We start from the raw sequence: 16,673 nt of genomic DNA on the forward strand, positions 1-16,673 counted from the left end.
GCACTGCGCTCACGAGTTCCTTCGCGTCGCATTCGCCGCAATCGCCGCCGCGGCGGTCCGGTTCTCCACGCCGAGTTTTGCGTAGATCTGCTCGAGATGCTTGTCGACCGTGCGCGGGCTGAGGCCCAGGATTTGCGCGATGTCGCGATTGGTCTTGCCCTTGCTGAGCCAGGCCAGCACCTCGCCCTCGCGGGTGGTGAGGCCGAGTTCGCTGGTGAATTCTGGCGGCAGCGCGGTGCCGGACTCCCTGGAGAGCCGCAACAGGAATTCGTTCGGCGCGGTTTCGCCCATGTAATAGAGCCGCAGCTGCGGATTGTCGGGCAAGCAAGCCGCCTGGGATTTCGAGCTGCCCTTGGCTTTGGCCTGCTCCAGCCATTGCAGCAGCGATGGCGGCAGGACGGAGTCGTCAGCCTGTGCGCCGTGATGATCGGACAGCAGCTTCTGCGCCTGCGGCGTTGCCCACAGCAGATTGCCATGGCGGTCGACCGCGAACAGGAAGCGGCCGGAGACGTCGAGCGCGGCGCGCGCACTCTGGGTCAGCCGGGCATTGCCGAGATGGACGCGGATGCGCGCCAGCATCTCCTCGATCACGATCGGCTTTGTCACGTAATCGACGCCGCCGGCCTCGAGCCCGCGCACGATATGCTCGGTTTCGGCGAGGCCCGTCATGAAGATCACGGGGACATTGGCAAGAGCCGCATCGCGCTTGAGCCGACGGCAGGTCTCGAAGCCGTCGATGCCGGGCATCACGGCATCGAGCAGAACGATATCGGGCGTGATCTGGTCGATGATGCGTATCGCGGCCGCGCCGTCGAGCGCTACCATCACCGTCATTCCGGCGCCGTCGAGCGCGTCGGTGAGCAGCCGCAGCGTCTCGGGAGAGTCATCTACAACGAGCGCGACGTCGCGCTTTTTCGACTCAATGTTCATGCGCATGCAACGTCTTCAATGTGGCCATGTACTGCTCGAGATCGAACCGGTCGACCAGCGACCGCATCTGCGCGACGAAGTCGGCGTGCTCCGGATGCTCGCTGCCGATCTCGTCCAGCTTCAATTGTATGCCCCTGACGTAGCCGATCTGGCCGAGCCCGATCAGCGCCTCGATGTGCCGCGCCGGCGGCCTCGATCCGCTTTCGGGGCGCCAGAACGGCATTGCGATCTCGTCCGAGCCGTATTGCCATTCGATCTTGAGGAGCTGGCGGATCGTCTCCAGGAGCCTCGGGATGTCGATCGGCTTCATCAAATAGCCGTCATGGAAGGGCTGCGCCAGCGGCGCGCCGTGGGCCTCGATCGCGCTGGCCGACACCATCAAGATGCGGGCCTGGTGATGGCCGCTCGCGCGCAAGGCCTCCGCGACGGCCCAGCCGTCCATGGCGGGCATCGAGATGTCGAGCAGGAACAGATCGGGCCGGCAATGCTGCGCCAATGCAAGGCAGCCGGGGCCATCCGGTGCGCTGAGCAGGATGAAGCCGAGCGGGGTCAGCACCTCGCGCAGGAGGTCGCGATGCACGGGGTCGTCGTCGGTGATGAGAATGGTCTTGCGCGCGCCGTGATAGCCGGAGACCGGGGCCTCCACCGGCGCGATGAGCTGCGGATTGGTGACCTCCGAGAGCAGGATCTTGACCTTGAACGTTGAGCCGGTGCCGACCGTGCTCATGACCTTGATATCGCCGCCCATTACGCCGGCGAGCAGACGGCTGATGGTCAGGCCGAGGCCGGTGCCGGTTTGCGGCTGCGAGACGCCGAGCGCACCGCGCTCGAACGGCGCGAAGATGCGTTCGAGATCGTCGCCCTGGATGCCGGGACCGGTGTCGATCACTTCGAACTCGGCAACGGGGCTGCGATAGTGCACCACGAACTGCACGCTGCCGGTCTGGGTGAACTTGATGGCGTTCGAGAGCAAATTGATCAACACCTGGCGCAGCCGCTTCTCGTCGGCATAGACCACCAGCGGTAAATACGCCGGCCGCCTGAACACGAAATCGATACCCTTGGCAGCGGCCTGAAGGCGGAACATGCCGACCAGCTGATCGAGGAACTCGCTGAAGCGCACCTCGTCGCGCGACAGATACAGCCGTCCCGCCTCGATCTTGGAGATGTCCAGAATGCCGTCGATCAGGCCGGAGAGGTGGTCGGCACTGCGGCGGACGACGCGGACCTGGTCGCGCGGCTTGGTGTTGAGCGTCGTGTCCTGCTCCAGGAGCTGGGCATAGCCGCTGATCGCGTTCAGGGGTGAACGCAGCTCGTGGCTCAGGCCCACCACGTAGCGGCTCTTGGCGAGGTTGGCGGATTCGGCGACTTCCTTGGCGCGCTGCAGCTCGGCGTCGGTGCGCTTGTGCGCGTCGATCTCCTGGATCAGCAGCGCGGTCTGCCGTCGCGTCTCGGCTTCCGCCGCGCGGCGGCTCTGCTGCGCCAGGACGAACAGCCACGCCACCACGCCGATGATGATGCTGAGCGAGAAGAAAACCTTCCAGAGCACGTCGGAGACGAGCGCGTTCTCGCCATGCACGCTCGCCGAGGTCTGCAGATAGATCAGGCCCAGCACCAGCGCGACGAGGCCGGCGGAGACCACGAACACGCCGACATAGTGGCCGAGTTGCGAGTTGATGCGCGCGTAGATCGGCTGCGGCATCAGCTTGCCCAGCGTCTCCGATACCTGCGCCTGGATCCGCGCGTGCGGCTTGCAGAGATCGTGGCAGCGGGCATCCAGCGAGCAGCACAGAGAGCAGATCGGGCCGGCATAAGCGGGGCACGAGGCCATGTCCTCCGGCTCGAACGCGTGCTCGCAGATGCAGCACTGGATCGCCTCGATGTCCTGCCAGCTCCGTTTCGGCTTGCGCGCGATGTAGTATTTGCCGTCCGTGGCCCAGGCAATCAACGGTGCGGTGAGGAACGCAACCGCCAGCGCTATGAAGGCCGACAGCGCCTTCGCGGTCGGCCCGAACAGGCCGTAAAAGGCGCTGATGGAAACAATGGTCGCGATCGTCATCGCACCCACGCCGACCGGATTGACGTCGTAGAGATGCGCGCGTTTGAATTCGATCTGCTGTGGCCGCAATCCAAGCGGCTTGTTGACGATGAGATCCGCGACCAGCGCACCCACCCAGGCGATCGCGACGTTCGAATAGAGCGCGAGCGTCTGCTCCAGCGCCTTGTAGACGCCGATCTCCATCAACAGCAGCGCTACGATGACGTTGAAGACCAGCCAGACGACGCGGCCGGGATGGCTGTGGGTCAGGCGCGAGAAGAAGTTCGACCAGGCGATCGAGCCGGCATAGGCGTTGGTGACGTTGATCTTCACCTGGGACAGGATCACGAACGTGCCGGTCAACGCCAGCGCGAGGTCAGGCTGGGACAGCACATAGCGGAACGCTTCGAGATACATATGGGCGGGCTCGGCGGCCTCCTCGGGCGGCACCCCGTGGCTGAGCGCGAAGAACGCGAGGAACGAACCCGCCAGGAGCTTCAGCGCGCCCAGCACGATCCAGCCCGGTCCCGCGCTCATCAGCGCCACCCACCAGGACGCCCTGGAGGCGCGGCGGTCGCGCGGCAAAAATCGCAGGAAGTCGACCTGCTCGCCGATCTGCGCCACCAGCGAAAACACCACGGAAGCCGCAACCCCGAACAGCAGCAGGTCAAATTGCCCGTTGAGGTCGCCGTGCTCGCCCGAGAACTTTCGCCACTCCGTGAAAGAGTGCGGGTTGTGCCAGGCGATCGCCGCGAACGGAATGATGTGGAGCACGATCCACAGCGGCTGCGTCCATAATTGGAAGCGGCTGATCAGCGTGATGCCGTAGGCCACCAGCGGGATGATGACGACGGCGCTGATGAGATAGCCGATCGGCCGCGGAATCCCGAAGCACATCTCGAGCGCGGACGCGAGGATCACGGCTTCGATCGCAAAGAAGATGAAGGTGAAGGATGCGTAGATCAGCGAGGTGACGGTGGAGCCGATGTAGCCGAAGCCGGCGCCGCGCGTGAGCAGGTCGATGTCGATGCCGCATTTGGCGGCATAATAGGCGATCGGTACGCCACAGCAGAAGATGATGAGGGAGACCACGAGGATGGCGGCGGTCGCATTGGTGACGCCATAGTTTAGCGTGATGGTGCCGCCGATCGCCTCCATCGCCAGGAACGAGATCGCGCCCAGCGCCGTGTTGGCGACCCGGGCGGCGGACCAGCGGCGCGCGCTCTTGGCCGTGAAGCGCAGCGCATAGTCCTCCAGGGTCTGGTTGGCGACCCATTGGTTGTACTGGCGCCTGACGCGGTCTATTCGCTGCCGCCCTGCCACGCTCTACCCCACTCCTGATACGGACCCGGAGCCCTCGCAAATTCCGTACCAAAAGCCTACGTCGGCATTTTGCGGTGCAGTATACGCGATCTTGCGTATGCTGGCACTGCATCAATCCGAGCCATCCTCACGGCACCAATCGCGTGTCCTCGAACAAAAGTGGGGTGCTCATGTCAGACGAACCAAACAAGGGCCTTTTGTCGCCGCTCCGGCGCAAACTATTGATGGGAATGGCCGCCGTGCCGGCCATCACGATGCTGCCGCGGGCGTCCTTTGCGCAGGCTCCCGCGACCTCGGCGGTCAACACCACCGGCCTTGCAGTCACCGATACCGAGGTCACGGTCGGCATCCTGCACTCGGCGACCGGCACCATGGCCATCTCCGAGACCGGGTCGATCGAGGCCGAAAAGCTTGCCATCGAGCAGATCAATGCCGCCGGCGGCGTGCTCGGCCGCAAGATCAAGTTCATCCAGGAAGACGGCGCCAGCGACTGGCCGACCTTTGCGGAAAAGGCCAAGAAGCTGCTGGTCAACGACAAGGTCGCGGCGATCATGGGCTGCTGGACCTCGGCCTCGCGCAAGGCGGTGCTGCCGGTCATGGAGCAGTATAACGGCATGCTCTATTACCCGACCTTCTACGAAGGCCTCGAGCAGTCCAAGAACGTCATCTACACCGGTCAGGAAGCGACCCAGCAGATTCTCGCCGGCCTGAACTGGATCGCCAAGGAAAAGGGCGCCAAGTCGTTCTTCTTCATCGGCTCCGACTACATCTGGCCGCGCACCTCGAACAAGATCGCGCGCAAGCACGTCGAGAACGTGCTGAAGGGCAAGGTGGTCGGCGAGGAGTACTATCCGCTCGGCAACACCCAGTTCAACTCGGTCATCAACAAGATCAAGCTGACCAAGCCCGACGTGATCTTCACCGACGTCGTGGGCGGCTCCAACGTCGCCTTCTACAAGCAGCTCAAGGCCGCCGGCATCGACCTCTCCAAGCAGGCGCTGCTGACGATCTCGGTGACCGAAGACGAGATCGACGGCATCGGCGGCGAGAACATCGCGGGTGCCTATGCCTGCATGAAGTACTTCCAGTCGCTCGACAATCCGAACAACAAGGCGTTCGTGCCGGCGTTCAAGAAGGCCTGGGGCGAGAAGACCGTGATTGGCGACGTCACCCAGGCTGCGTATCTCGGCCCGTGGCTGTGGAAGTTGACGGTGGAGAAGGCGGGCTCCTTCGACGTCGACAAGATCGCGGCGGCCTCGCCCGGCGTCGAGTTCAAGGGCGCGCCGGAAGGCTATGTGCGCATCCACGAGAACCATCATCTCTGGTCGAAGACCCGGGTGGGGCGCGCCAAGCTCGATGGCCAGTTCGAGCTGATCTACGAGACCGCCGATCTCGTCGAGCCCGATCCGTTCCCGAAGGGTTACCAATAAAGAAGCGCGCCCAGTCGCGCTTTCTTCCAACCACCAAGCCTCTCCCTGGCGTGGACCGCAAATCCACGCCCAAGACCCCCGCGTCGCGAACCTGCTCGCGACGCGGGACCCTTATCCCCGACGGAGAACATCGATGTTCGGCGACTACTCGCTTGGTGACCTTGGCTCCATCTTCGTCATGCAGGGCTTTGCAGGACTGATCCTGTTCTCGGTCTACGTCCTGATGGCGCTCGGGCTTGCCATCATCTTCGGCCAGATGGGCGTCATCAACATGGCCCATGGCGAGTTCATGATCCTCGGGGCCTACGTCACCTGGATGACCTCGAATGTCTTCCAGTCCTATTTGCCCGGCTTGTTCAGCGGCTATTTCTTCCTTGCGATGATCCTGGCCTTTGTCGCGTCCGGCGCATTGGGGATGCTGGTGGAGTGGGTGCTGATACGGCATCTCTACAAGCGCCCGCTGGATACGCTGCTTGCCACCTGGGGCCTCAGCCTGATGCTGCAGCAGGCCTATCGCTCGGTGTTCGGCGCGCGTGAGGTCGGGGTCGAGCTGCCGCAATGGATGCTGGGCTCGCTGCACGTCACCGACAGCATCGAAGTGCCGATCAACGGCGTCTTCGTGATGTGTCTCACCGTGTTGATCACTCTCTCGGTCGCGTACGTCATGTACATGTCGCGCTGGGGCCGCCAGGTCCGTGCGGTGGTGCAGAACCGCATCATGGCCGGAGCGGTCGGCATCAACACCGAGAAGGTCGACCGCTACACCTTCGGGCTTGGTTGCGGCATTGCCGGAATCGCCGGAAGCGCCTTCACCATGATCGGCTCGACCGGGCCGACCTCCGGACAGCTCTACATCGTCGACACGTTCCTGGTCGTCGTATTCGGCGGCGCGGCCAGCCTGCTCGGCACCATCGCCTCCGCGTTCTCGATCTCGCAGACGCAATCGACGCTCGAATTCTTCATGTCGGGCTCGATGGCCAAGGTCCTGACGCTGCTCGCTGTCGTCGGCATCCTGATGCTGCGGCCGCAGGGTCTCTTCGCCCTCAAAGTCCGCAAGTAAGGAGAAGCAGGCAAGTCATGATCATCAACTCACGCTTCTTCAATCGCTCCGAGCTCATCGGCTTCATCGTCCTGGCGGCCGTGCTGTTCGTGATCCTGCCGCTCTCGCTGGATGTGTTCCGCCTCAACCTGGTCGCGAAATACCTCACCTACGCCTTTGTCGCGCTCGGCCTCGTGCTGTGCTGGGGCTATGGCGGCATCTTGAGCCTCGGCCAGGGCGTGTTCTTCGGTCTCGGCGGCTACTGCATGGCGATGTTCCTCAAGCTCGAGGCTTCCAGCGTCGAGAACACGAAGATCCAGTCGACGCCCGGCATCCCCGATTTCATGGACTGGAATCAGATCACTTCGCTGCCGCTGTTCTGGCAACCATTCCACAGCCTCACCTTCACCATCCTCGCCATCATCCTGGTCCCCGGCCTGTTCGCGCTGATCATCGGCACCGCGATGTTCAAGCGCCGTGTCGGCGGCACCTATTTCGCGATCATCACCCAGGCCGTCGCCGCCATCCTCACCATCCTGATCGTCGGGCAGCAGGGCTACACCGGCGGCATCAACGGCATGACCGACCTGCGCACCCTCAAGGGCTGGGACATCCGGCCCGACCACGCCAAGGTCATCCTGTACTTCGTCGAGGTGGTGCTGCTTTTCGCCTGCATCGGCATCGCGCAGTTCATCCGCCTGACCAAGCTCGGCCGCATCCTGGTGGCGATGCGCGAACAGGAGGACCGCGTCCGCTTCTCCGGCTACAGCGTCGCCAACTTCAAGATCTTCGCCTTCTGCATGGCCGCGGTCTTCGCCGCGATCGGCGGCGCCATGTTCGCACTCAATGTCGGTTTCATGTCGCCGTCCTTTGTCGGCATCGTGCCGTCGATCGAGATGGTGATCTACACCGCGGTCGGCGGACGCATGTCGATCTTCGGCGCGATCTGGGGCGCCATCCTGGTGAATTTCGCCAAGACCAGCCTGTCGGAATCCTTCCCGCAACTCTGGCTGTTCGGCCTCGGCGCGCTGTTCATCGCCGTCGTGCTCGCCTTCCCGAACGGTTTGTCCGGGCTCTGGGCCGATTACGTGCAGCCGCGGATCGATCGGCTGTTCGCCTCGCGCAGGCGGAAGCCGGGCTGGAATGACAATTCGGTCGCCGACGGCGCACCGGCAGAGTGAGGAGGCCATCATGCTCGTTGGACACCAGCCCAAGGATTTCCTGCTCGCTGTCTCCGGACTGACCGTCTCGTTCGACGGGTTCAAGGCGGTCAATGATCTCTCCTTTTACGTCGAGGAGAACGAGATCCGCGTCATCATCGGTCCCAACGGCGCCGGCAAGACCACGGTGCTCGATCTGATCTGCGGCAAGACCAAGGCGACCTCGGGCTCGATCCAGTTTCGTGGCAAGGAGCTCACGAAGATGAAAGAGAACGAGATCGTGCAGACCGGCGTCGGGCGCAAATTCCAGACGCCGTCGGTGTTCGAGGATCTCACCGTGTTCGAGAACCTCGAGATCTCGTTTCCACGCGGCCGCACCGTGTTCGGCTCGCTGACCTTTCAGCGCGACCAGCTGGTGAAGGACCGGGTCGAGGAGGTCGCCGAGATGATCTTCCTCAAGGACAAGCTCAACACCTATGCCGACGAGCTCAGCCATGGCCAGAAGCAATGGCTCGAGATCGGCATGCTACTGATCCAGGACCCGGACCTCCTGATGCTCGACGAGCCGGTCGCCGGCATGAGCGTGTCCGAGCGCGCCAAGACGGCCGAGCTCCTCAACCGCATCATCAAGAACCGCTCGGTGCTGGTGATCGAGCACGACATGAAGTTCGTCGAGGATATCGCCCACAAGGTCACCGTGCTGCACCAGGGCCAGATCCTCTCCGAGGGCACCATGGAGAAGGTCAAGAACGATCCCAAGGTCATCGAAGTCTATCTGGGGCACTGACGATGGCGAAAACCAATGAGTCCGTCGCGGCATCGACGGTGCACCTCTCCCCTTGTGGGAGAGGTCGGATCGCATCGTCAGATGCGATCCGGGTGAGGGGTATCTCTCCGCGCGTCGAACTGCCTGTCGCATCCGCGGATGCAAACCCCTCATCCGTCGCGGACTTCGTCCGCGCCACCTTCTCCCACAAGGGGAGAAGGAAGGCATACCGAGTCTAGGAGCACGCTGATGCTGGCAATTTCCGATCTTCACGTCGCCTACGGCCAGAGCGAGGTGCTGCACGGGCTCAACGTCAAGGTCGCGCCCAACGAGATCGTGGCGATCATGGGCCGCAACGGCATGGGCAAGACCACGCTGATGAAGTCGCTGATGGGCATCCTGCCGGCCAGGAGCGGCTCGGTGACCATGGACGGCGCCGAGCTCGGCAACCTCAAGAGCTACGAGCGCGTCGCCAAGGGCCTCGCCTATGTGCCGCAGGGCCGCATGATCTTCTCCACCATGACGGTGAAGGAGAACATCGAGACCGGCCTCGTCGTTGCGGGCGAATCCGAGGTGCCCGGCGACATCTACGAATTGTTTCCGGTCCTGCTGGAGATGAAGGGCCGCCGCGGCGGCAATCTCTCCGGCGGCCAGCAGCAGCAGCTCGCCATTGCGCGTGCGCTCGCGACCAAGCCGAAGGTGTTGCTGCTGGATGAGCCGACCGAAGGCATCCAGCCTTCCATCATCAAGGAGATGGCGCGGACCCTGAAGCGCATCCGCGACGAGAAGGGGCTCTCGATCGTCGTGTCCGAGCAGGTCCTGAGCTTCGCGCTCGACATCGCCGACCGCGTGCTGGTGATCGAGAACGGCGAGATCGTGCGCGACGATCCGCGCGACGCCGTCGATGCCGCACAGGTCTCGAAATATCTGTCCGTCTAACCAACCGTGTAAAAGGGGAGCTTTGCGATGCCAGAGACACTGATCAAGGTCGATCTGACCAAGTCGGCTTACGAAAATGACATGGTGCACAACCGCTGGCACCCCGACATCCCGATCGTGGCCTGGGTCAATCCCGGTGACGATTTCATCATCGAGACCTATGACTGGACCGGCGGCTTCATCAAAAACAACGATTCCGCCGATGACGTGCGCGACATCGACCTGTCGATCGTGCACTTTCTGTCCGGCCCGATCGGCGTCAAGGGCGCCGAGCCCGGCGATCTCCTCGTCGTCGATCTGCTCGACGTCGGCCCGATGAAAGAGAGCCTGTGGGGCTTCAACGGCTTCTTCTCCAAGCAGAACGGCGGCGGCTTCCTCACCGACCATTTCCCGCTGGCGCAGAAATCGATCTGGGACATCAAGGGCCTCTACACCTCGTCCCGCCACGTGCCCGGCGTGAACTTCGCCGGCCTGATCCATCCCGGCCTGATCGGCTGTCTGCCCGATCCGAAGATGCTGGAGACCTGGAACAAGCGTGAGGCCGAGTTGATCTCGACCAATCCGACCCGCGTGCCGGGCCTTGCCAATCCGCCGTTCGCGGCGACCGCCCATGGCGGCCGCGCCAAGGGCGACGTCAAAGCCAAGATCGGCGCGGAAGGTGCGCGCACGGTGCCGCCGCGCGAGCACGGCGGCAATTGCGACATCAAGGATCTCTCGCGCGGCTCGAAGATCTACTTCCCGGTCTATGTGCCGGGCGCGGGTCTTTCGATGGGCGATCTGCACTTCAGCCAGGGTGACGGCGAGATCACCTTCTGCGGCGCCATCGAGATGGCGGGATGGCTGCATCTGAAGGTCGAGGTGATCAAGGACGGCATGTCGAAGTACGGCATCAAGAACCCGATCTTCAAGCCGTCCCCGATCACGCCGAACTACAAGGATTATCTGATCTTCGAAGGCATCTCGGTGGATGAAGCCGGCAAGCAGCACTATCTCGATGTTCACATCGCCTATCGCCAGGCCTGTCTCAACGCCATCGAATACCTGAAGAAGTTCGGCTACTCCGGCGCACAGGCCTATTCGATCCTCGGCACCGCGCCATGTCAGGGCCACATCTCCGGCGTGGTCGACGTGCCCAACGCCTGCGCCACGCTGTGGCTGCCGACCGAGATCTTCGACTTCGACGTGATGCCGTCGGCGGCAGGTCCCATCAAGCACATCACCGGCGATATCCAGATGCCGATCTCGCCGGACAAGTAGTCGGTGCGCGACGGGATGCGGAGCGGCGTCTCTCTGCCGCCCCGCATCCGCCGCCGGATCATTTCTGAACAGGCAAGAGCGTGGGAATAATGCGATGCCGGTCTATGAGTATCTCTGTGACGAATGCGGTCCGTTCAAGGACCTGCGCCCGATGGCCGAGTGCGACGATCCACAAAGCTGCCCGCATTGCGAGACCATGGCGCCGCGCGTCATTCTGACCGCGCCGAATTTCTTCTGCATGCCATCAGACAAGCGCAAGGCACACGCCATCAACGAGCGCAGCTCGCACGCGCCGCGGACGCTCGCGCAATACAAGGCCTCGCACGGTCCCGGCTGCGGCTGCTGCTCTTCGGGCAAGACCGTGAAGGACAAGAACGCGATCGACAAGAAGAAGCCGGCGCGGCTGGTGACCAAGACGAAGAGCGGCGCCAAGGGCTTTCCGACTGCGCGGCCGTGGATGATCAGCCACTAACGCACCTCAAACCAATAAACGACAGGAGCGCCCAACATGCTTCACGGTGACATTTCCAGCAGTAACGATACCGTCGGCGTCGCCGTGGTGAACTACAAGATGCCCCGCCTGCACACCAAGGCCGAGGTGCTCGATAACGCCCGCAAGATCGCCGACATGGTGGTGGGCATGAAGACTGGCCTGCCCGGCATGGACCTCGTGATCTTCCCGGAATATTCCACGCAAGGCATCATGTACGACTCCAAGGAGATGTACGAGACGGCGTGCGCGGTGCCGGGTGAAGAGACAGCGATCTTCGCCGAGGCCTGCCGCAGGGCCAAGGTGTGGGGCGTGTTCTCGCTGACCGGCGAACGCCACGAGGAGCATCCGCACAAGGCGCCCTACAACACCCTGATCCTGATGAACGACAAGGGCGAGATCGTGCAGAAGTATCGCAAGATCATGCCATGGGTGCCGATCGAGGGCTGGTATCCCGGCAATTGCACCTATGTCTCCGACGGCCCGAAGGGGATGAAGGTCAGCCTGATCATCTGCGACGATGGCAATTTCCCGGAGATCTGGCGTGATTGTGCCATGAAGGGCGCCGAGTTGATCGTGCGCTGCCAGGGCTACATGTATCCGGCCAAGGAGCAGCAGGTCCTTATTTCCAAGGCGATGGCGTGGGCCAACAACGTCTATGTCGCCGTCGCCAATGCCGCCGGTTTCGACGGCGTCTACTCCTATTTCGGCCACTCCGCGATCATCGGCTTCGATGGCCGTACGCTCGGCGAGTGCGGTGAGGAGGATTACGGCATCCAGTACGCACAGCTGTCGAAACATCTGATCCGCGATGCGCGCCGCAACGGCCAGTCACAGAACCATCTCTACAAGCTGGTCCACCGCGGCTACACCGGCATGATCAATTCCGGCGAAAGCCCGCGCGGCGTTGCGGCGTGCCCCTATGACTTCTACAAGAACTGGATCAAGGATCCCGAAGGCACGCGTGACATGGTCGAGGCGATGACCCGCTCGACCCCCGGCACCGACGAATGTCCGATCGACGGCATCCCGAATGGGTCGTCGCCGAGCAATTACTGAGCCCTTGCCGGCACCACGAGTTGGACGGTCACCCCTTGATGTGAACGGCCGTCCACAAATGCGGACGTTCTGATGCGTCCGTAGGTGCGCGGAATGGGAATGGCGCCCGGCAAAACCGTGGCGCGGTTACAACATGGACTGTTGAATCTGCCCGAGTTGGGGGGCAGTTGGGCGGATTCTCGATGCCCCGTAGTTCTACCGCCCATCCTCTTCGCCTAAGTTCCCCGCGGCGCCGCTGGGGAGCGCCGCGGGGTGGGGAACGAGCGTGGGGGCTTGGTTGCGATCGAGCGGGGGGAGTTGCCCGCGCCGGAGTGCTGCGGCAAAGCGCGCGGCATTCGGGGCCGGCCTCGTCGTGACCGCGATCGCTGTGGCGAGCCCGGTCGGGGCCCAGCAGGTTTTCAACGGATCACAGACCACGCCGAACGGCACCGTCAACGGCGGGGGCGGCGTCTGGGACAACACGACGACCAACTGGACCGACGTCTTTGGCGCGACCAGCACCGCCTATGATCCCGCGTCAGCCGGCACGCTGTTCGGAAGCAGCGCTCCCTCGACGCCGGCGACGGGCGGCACGGTGACGGTTACGCCGGGCGGCGTGCAGCTCACCAGCCTCGTGGGCTTCGACCTGACCGCCGACGGCTCGATCTATACCATTCAGGGCGGCGACCTCAGGCTGGCTGCGGGCGGCACCACGTTCGTCACCAACGATGTGACCGGCACCAGCGATCCCTCGGCCGCGATCGTTTCGCGCATCGTCGGCAGCGACGGCATCAATGTTCAGGGACCAGGTACCCTGGCGCTGCTCGGCGCGAACTCCTATACCGGCGGCACCTTCATCTGCAATTGCGGGTCCCTGCAGCTCGGTGACGCGACCCACACCGCGAGCATGGTCGGCGCCGTCACCAACGAGGGCCTCTTCAGCATCGTCAATGCCGACACGTCGGGAATCACGTCGATCCTGAACGCCTTCTCCGGCACGACGATGTTCCTCAACGCAAGCTCCGCCAGCTCGATCGTGATCACCAACAACGGCCAGGTGTATTTCGGCGATCCGCTCGGGGGTGGAGCCGACACCGCGACGGCCGGTCGGGCCACCATCATCAATGACAGCGGCCTGATCGGCTTCTTCGGACGGACTAATGCAGGCGCCGCCAACATCACCAACCAGAATGGCGGCGGCACGATATTCATCGAGCAATCTTCGGCGGGCTCGGCGACGATCGTGAACAAGGATTTTGGCGGGACCGTGTTCGGGACGTTCGCCGGCTCCGACACGGCGACCGCCGGCAATGCAATCATCATCAATGAAGCGGATGGTCTCACCGATTTCGGCGCGTTCACCACGGCCGGCAATGCCACGATCATCACCAAGGACGGCGGCAGGACCGAATTCTTCGACAACTCCACCGGCGGCAACGCACGCTTCATCACCACCGGGACCGGCGTCGTCGATTTCGGTGGAGGCACCGGTCCGGCCGGCGATGGTCGCATCACCGCAGGATCGATCGAAGGCAGCGGCTTCTACTACATCGGCGGCGGCAATACCCTCGTCGTCGGCGGTAACAACCTCTCGACCGAGGTCAGCGGCGTCATCGGTGATACCTGCGGTTGCGGTCCCGCCGGCCCCGGCTCGCTGGAAAAGGTCGGCAGCGGCACGTTGATCCTCTCGGGCGCGAATACCTACACCGGCACGACCACGGTGAACGGCGGCATCCTGCGGGTCGATGGTGACATCTCGCAGTCGAGCCTGACCACCGTGAATGCCGGTGGTGCGTTGTTCGGCGCCGGAATCGTTGGCAATACGGTTATCGCCAACGGCGGTATCTATGCGCCCGGCGACGGCGGCCCGGGCTCGAGCATGCAGGTTCAGGGCGATCTCACGCTTCAGTCCGGCTCGGTCTATGTGGTGCAGGTCGGTAGCGGATCCAGCACGAGCCACGCGCTCGTCACCGGCAATGTCGCGCTGGACGGCACTGTCGGCGTCGCGCTGTATCCGGGCGCCGCGGTGATGAAGCATTATTCGATCATGAACTTCTTCGGCACCTCCGGCGGGAATTTTTCGGGCGTTGCCGCGCCGGGTGGCCTCATCGGCACGACGAGCGTCGGATCGAACGAGGTCTTCCTCGATTTCACGCTGAACTACGGCGCGAAATACGCGCTCAACGTCAACCAGCAGAACGTTGCCACGACGCTTCAGAATTTCTTCAACACCAACGGCTTCCTGCAGGCCGAACTCGCGGGTCTTGGTTCCGGGGGCCTGACGCAGGCCTCGGGTGAATCCGCAACGGGATCGCAGCAGACGACGTTCAATGCGATGAACCTGTTCATGAGCCTGTTGACCGACGTCTTCAGCTCTGGACGCAGCGGCACCCCTGGCGCCTCGCCATTTGCCGCGGACGCAAATGCGCGCGACAAGAGCGCGCGCGACGCCTTCGCCTCGATTTACCGCAAGGCACCAGGTGCAACGTTCGAGCAGCGCTGGGATGTGTGGACGGCCGGCTACGGCGGCTCGCAGACCACGGACGGCAATTCCGGCCTCGGCTCGAACAACACGAGCAGCAGTGTCTACGGCACTGCCGTGGGCCTCGATTACCGCTTCTCGCCATCGACGATTGCGGGCTTTGCACTCGCAGGCGGCGGGACCGCCTTCAACGTCAACGGGCTCGGCTGGGGTCGCTCCGACCTTTTCCAGGCCGGTGCCTTCGTGCGTCATACGGCGGGACCGGCCTACATCACGGCGGCGCTCGCCTATGGCTGGCAGGACGTCACGACCAACCGCATCGTGACGGCTGCCGGTTATGACCAGCTGCGTGCGCAGTTCAACGCCAACGCGTTCTCGGGCCGCATCGAGGGCGGCTATCGCTATGCCATGCAGTGGGCTGGCCTCACGCCGTATGCGGCGCTCCAGGCCACCTTGTTCAGCCTTCCGACCTATGCAGAGGCTGCCGTGGTCGGCAGCAACGTCTTCGCTCTCAACTATGCCGCCAAGGACGTGACCAGCACGCGCACCGAACTCGGCCTGCGCGCGGACAGATCGTTTGCCGCGGCCGGTGGCCTCATGACCCTGCGCGGCCGCCTCGCCTGGGCACATGACTACAATCCGGACCGCACTGTGGGCGCGGTGTTCCAGACCCTGCCGGGATCGGCTTTCGTCGTGAACGGCGCCGCCCAGGCGCGCGATTCGGCTCTGACTACGGCATCAGCGCAGATGAACTGGATGAACGGCTGGTCTGCATCGGCGACGTTCGAGGGAGAGTTCTCGAACCTCACCCGCTCCTACGCCGGCAAGGGCGTCGTGCGCTACGCTTGGTGAGGCATCGTCGCCTCCCTTGAGAGGGAGGATAGGGGAGGCGTCACTGCTTCTTCTGCGGCGGCTTGCGCGGCGGGCGCGGGGCGGCAGTGGGGGCCGGCGTCCCGCTCATCTTGTTGGCGGCCTCGCTGACGTCGAGCAGCGAGCGACGGATGTCCTCGAGGTAGCCGGCCGATTTTTTTCTCATGATGTCGGCGAGCTCGTGCAGCCCCTGTATCTTTTCGAACAGCTCGTCGGCCTTGCCGTCGACGAAGCCGGGCACCACGCCCTCGATCTTCGTGACCGCCTTGTCGAAGCCCGCGAAGGCCGTGTCGACCTTGGCCATGACGGAGTCGATTTCGCCACCCTTGCTCCGGAGGTCGGCGGTGTAGTCCTCGAACGTGCGCAGGCCCTCCTTGATCGCGGGGGCGTTGCTGACGATGGTGCGGTCGACACTGTGCAGGGTGTCGACGATGGACTCGGCGTCGCTGAGATCGGCGGTCAGCACGGGGATGCCGTCCGAGTCCAGCGGCACCGGCGGCGCGGAGGGCGCGCCCCCGATCAGCGAGATCGCGGCGACGCCGGTGAGGCCCTGGAACTCGATGCCCGCCACGGTGTCCTTGCGGATCGGCGCGGTGTTGTCGAGCATCACCAGCGCCACGATCCTGCGCGGATTGTCCAGCTTGATCGAGAGGATCTGGCCGGCGGGCACGCCGTCGAAATTGACCGGTCCGCCGCGGCGCAGGCCGCTGGCCGAGCCGCCTTCGAACACCACGCGCAACTGGCTGCGGCTCTGGATGGTGCGCCATTTCTGCACGCCGAGCAGGCCGCCGAACGCCACGGCAATCACCGTCAGCGTTGCCGTTCCGATCACCAGATTACTCGCGCGTGCCATCAGGCGATTCTACGGCCAAAGCGGGGAAGTTGGAAGGAGGCCCCAATGGTACGTAGGG

General features: G+C 63.7%; 12 protein-coding genes. 9 read left to right on the forward strand and 3 right to left on the reverse strand.

The genetic code is table 11. From position 1 onward, the window contains the following. Positions 1–9: 9 nt before the first annotated feature. Together A3AS_RS0106405 and A3AS_RS0106410 are read right to left on the reverse strand one after the other, a co-directional pair. The gene (locus tag A3AS_RS0106405) at positions 10–936 is read right to left on the reverse strand and encodes a response regulator (protein ID WP_018316771.1); all 927 of its coding nucleotides are present in this window, start codon (positions 934–936) and stop codon (positions 10–12) included. After that, complete coding sequence (locus A3AS_RS0106410; RefSeq protein WP_018316772.1) at positions 920–4,291, reverse strand: ATP-binding protein; 3,372 nt, start codon at positions 4,289–4,291, stop codon at positions 920–922. Before A3AS_RS0106410 ends, A3AS_RS0106405 begins: the two co-directional genes overlap by 17 nt. Before the next feature lie 170 nt (positions 4,292–4,461). Between A3AS_RS0106410 and urtA the strand changes: the two genes are divergently transcribed. The 9 genes from urtA (at position 4,462) to A3AS_RS0106455 (ending at position 15,744) form a co-directional block, all read left to right on the forward strand. Beyond that, complete coding sequence (urtA, locus tag A3AS_RS0106415) at positions 4,462–5,721, forward strand: urea ABC transporter substrate-binding protein (protein WP_026201734.1); 1,260 nt, start codon at positions 4,462–4,464, stop codon at positions 5,719–5,721. Positions 5,722–5,854: 133 nt separating this feature from the next. Then, complete coding sequence (gene urtB / locus A3AS_RS0106420) at positions 5,855–6,781, forward strand: urea ABC transporter permease subunit UrtB (RefSeq protein WP_018316774.1); 927 nt, start codon at positions 5,855–5,857, stop codon at positions 6,779–6,781. A gap of 17 nt (positions 6,782–6,798) precedes the next feature. Next, a complete protein-coding gene (gene urtC / locus A3AS_RS0106425; protein ID WP_018316775.1) occupies positions 6,799–7,941 on the forward strand; it encodes an urea ABC transporter permease subunit UrtC in 1,143 nt (380 codons plus the stop codon). Positions 7,942–7,951: 10 nt separating this feature from the next. After that, positions 7,952–8,707, forward strand: a complete 756-nt coding sequence (gene urtD / locus A3AS_RS0106430) for an urea ABC transporter ATP-binding protein UrtD (RefSeq protein ID WP_026201736.1) — start codon at positions 7,952–7,954, stop codon at positions 8,705–8,707. Positions 8,708–8,935: 228 nt separating this feature from the next. After that, a complete protein-coding gene (urtE, locus tag A3AS_RS0106435; protein WP_018316777.1) occupies positions 8,936–9,625 on the forward strand; it encodes an urea ABC transporter ATP-binding subunit UrtE in 690 nt (229 codons plus the stop codon). A gap of 27 nt (positions 9,626–9,652) precedes the next feature. After that, positions 9,653–10,882 (forward strand): formamidase, encoded by a 1,230-nt coding sequence (gene fmdA / locus A3AS_RS0106440; protein WP_018316778.1) that lies wholly within the window; start codon positions 9,653–9,655, stop codon positions 10,880–10,882. 94 nt (positions 10,883–10,976) lie between these two features. After that, complete coding sequence (locus tag A3AS_RS0106445) at positions 10,977–11,354, forward strand: zinc ribbon domain-containing protein (protein ID WP_018316779.1); 378 nt, start codon at positions 10,977–10,979, stop codon at positions 11,352–11,354. Positions 11,355–11,390: 36 nt separating this feature from the next. Beyond that, positions 11,391–12,431: an aliphatic amidase gene (locus A3AS_RS0106450; RefSeq protein WP_018316780.1), complete on the forward strand. Its 1,041-nt coding sequence runs from the start codon at positions 11,391–11,393 to the stop codon at positions 12,429–12,431. 352 nt (positions 12,432–12,783) lie between these two features. Then, positions 12,784–15,744 (forward strand): autotransporter domain-containing protein, encoded by a 2,961-nt coding sequence (locus tag A3AS_RS0106455; protein ID WP_018316781.1) that lies wholly within the window; start codon positions 12,784–12,786, stop codon positions 15,742–15,744. A gap of 40 nt (positions 15,745–15,784) precedes the next feature. On the opposite strand, the gene A3AS_RS0106460 is transcribed toward A3AS_RS0106455, so the two are convergent. Beyond that, positions 15,785–16,615, reverse strand: coding sequence for an MlaD family protein (locus tag A3AS_RS0106460; RefSeq protein WP_018316782.1), 831 nt, complete (start codon positions 16,613–16,615; stop codon positions 15,785–15,787). Positions 16,616–16,673 lie beyond the last annotated feature (58 nt).

This window comes from Bradyrhizobium sp. WSM2793 (genome assembly GCF_000379585.1).
GTDB lineage: Bacteria > Pseudomonadota > Alphaproteobacteria > Rhizobiales > Xanthobacteraceae > Bradyrhizobium.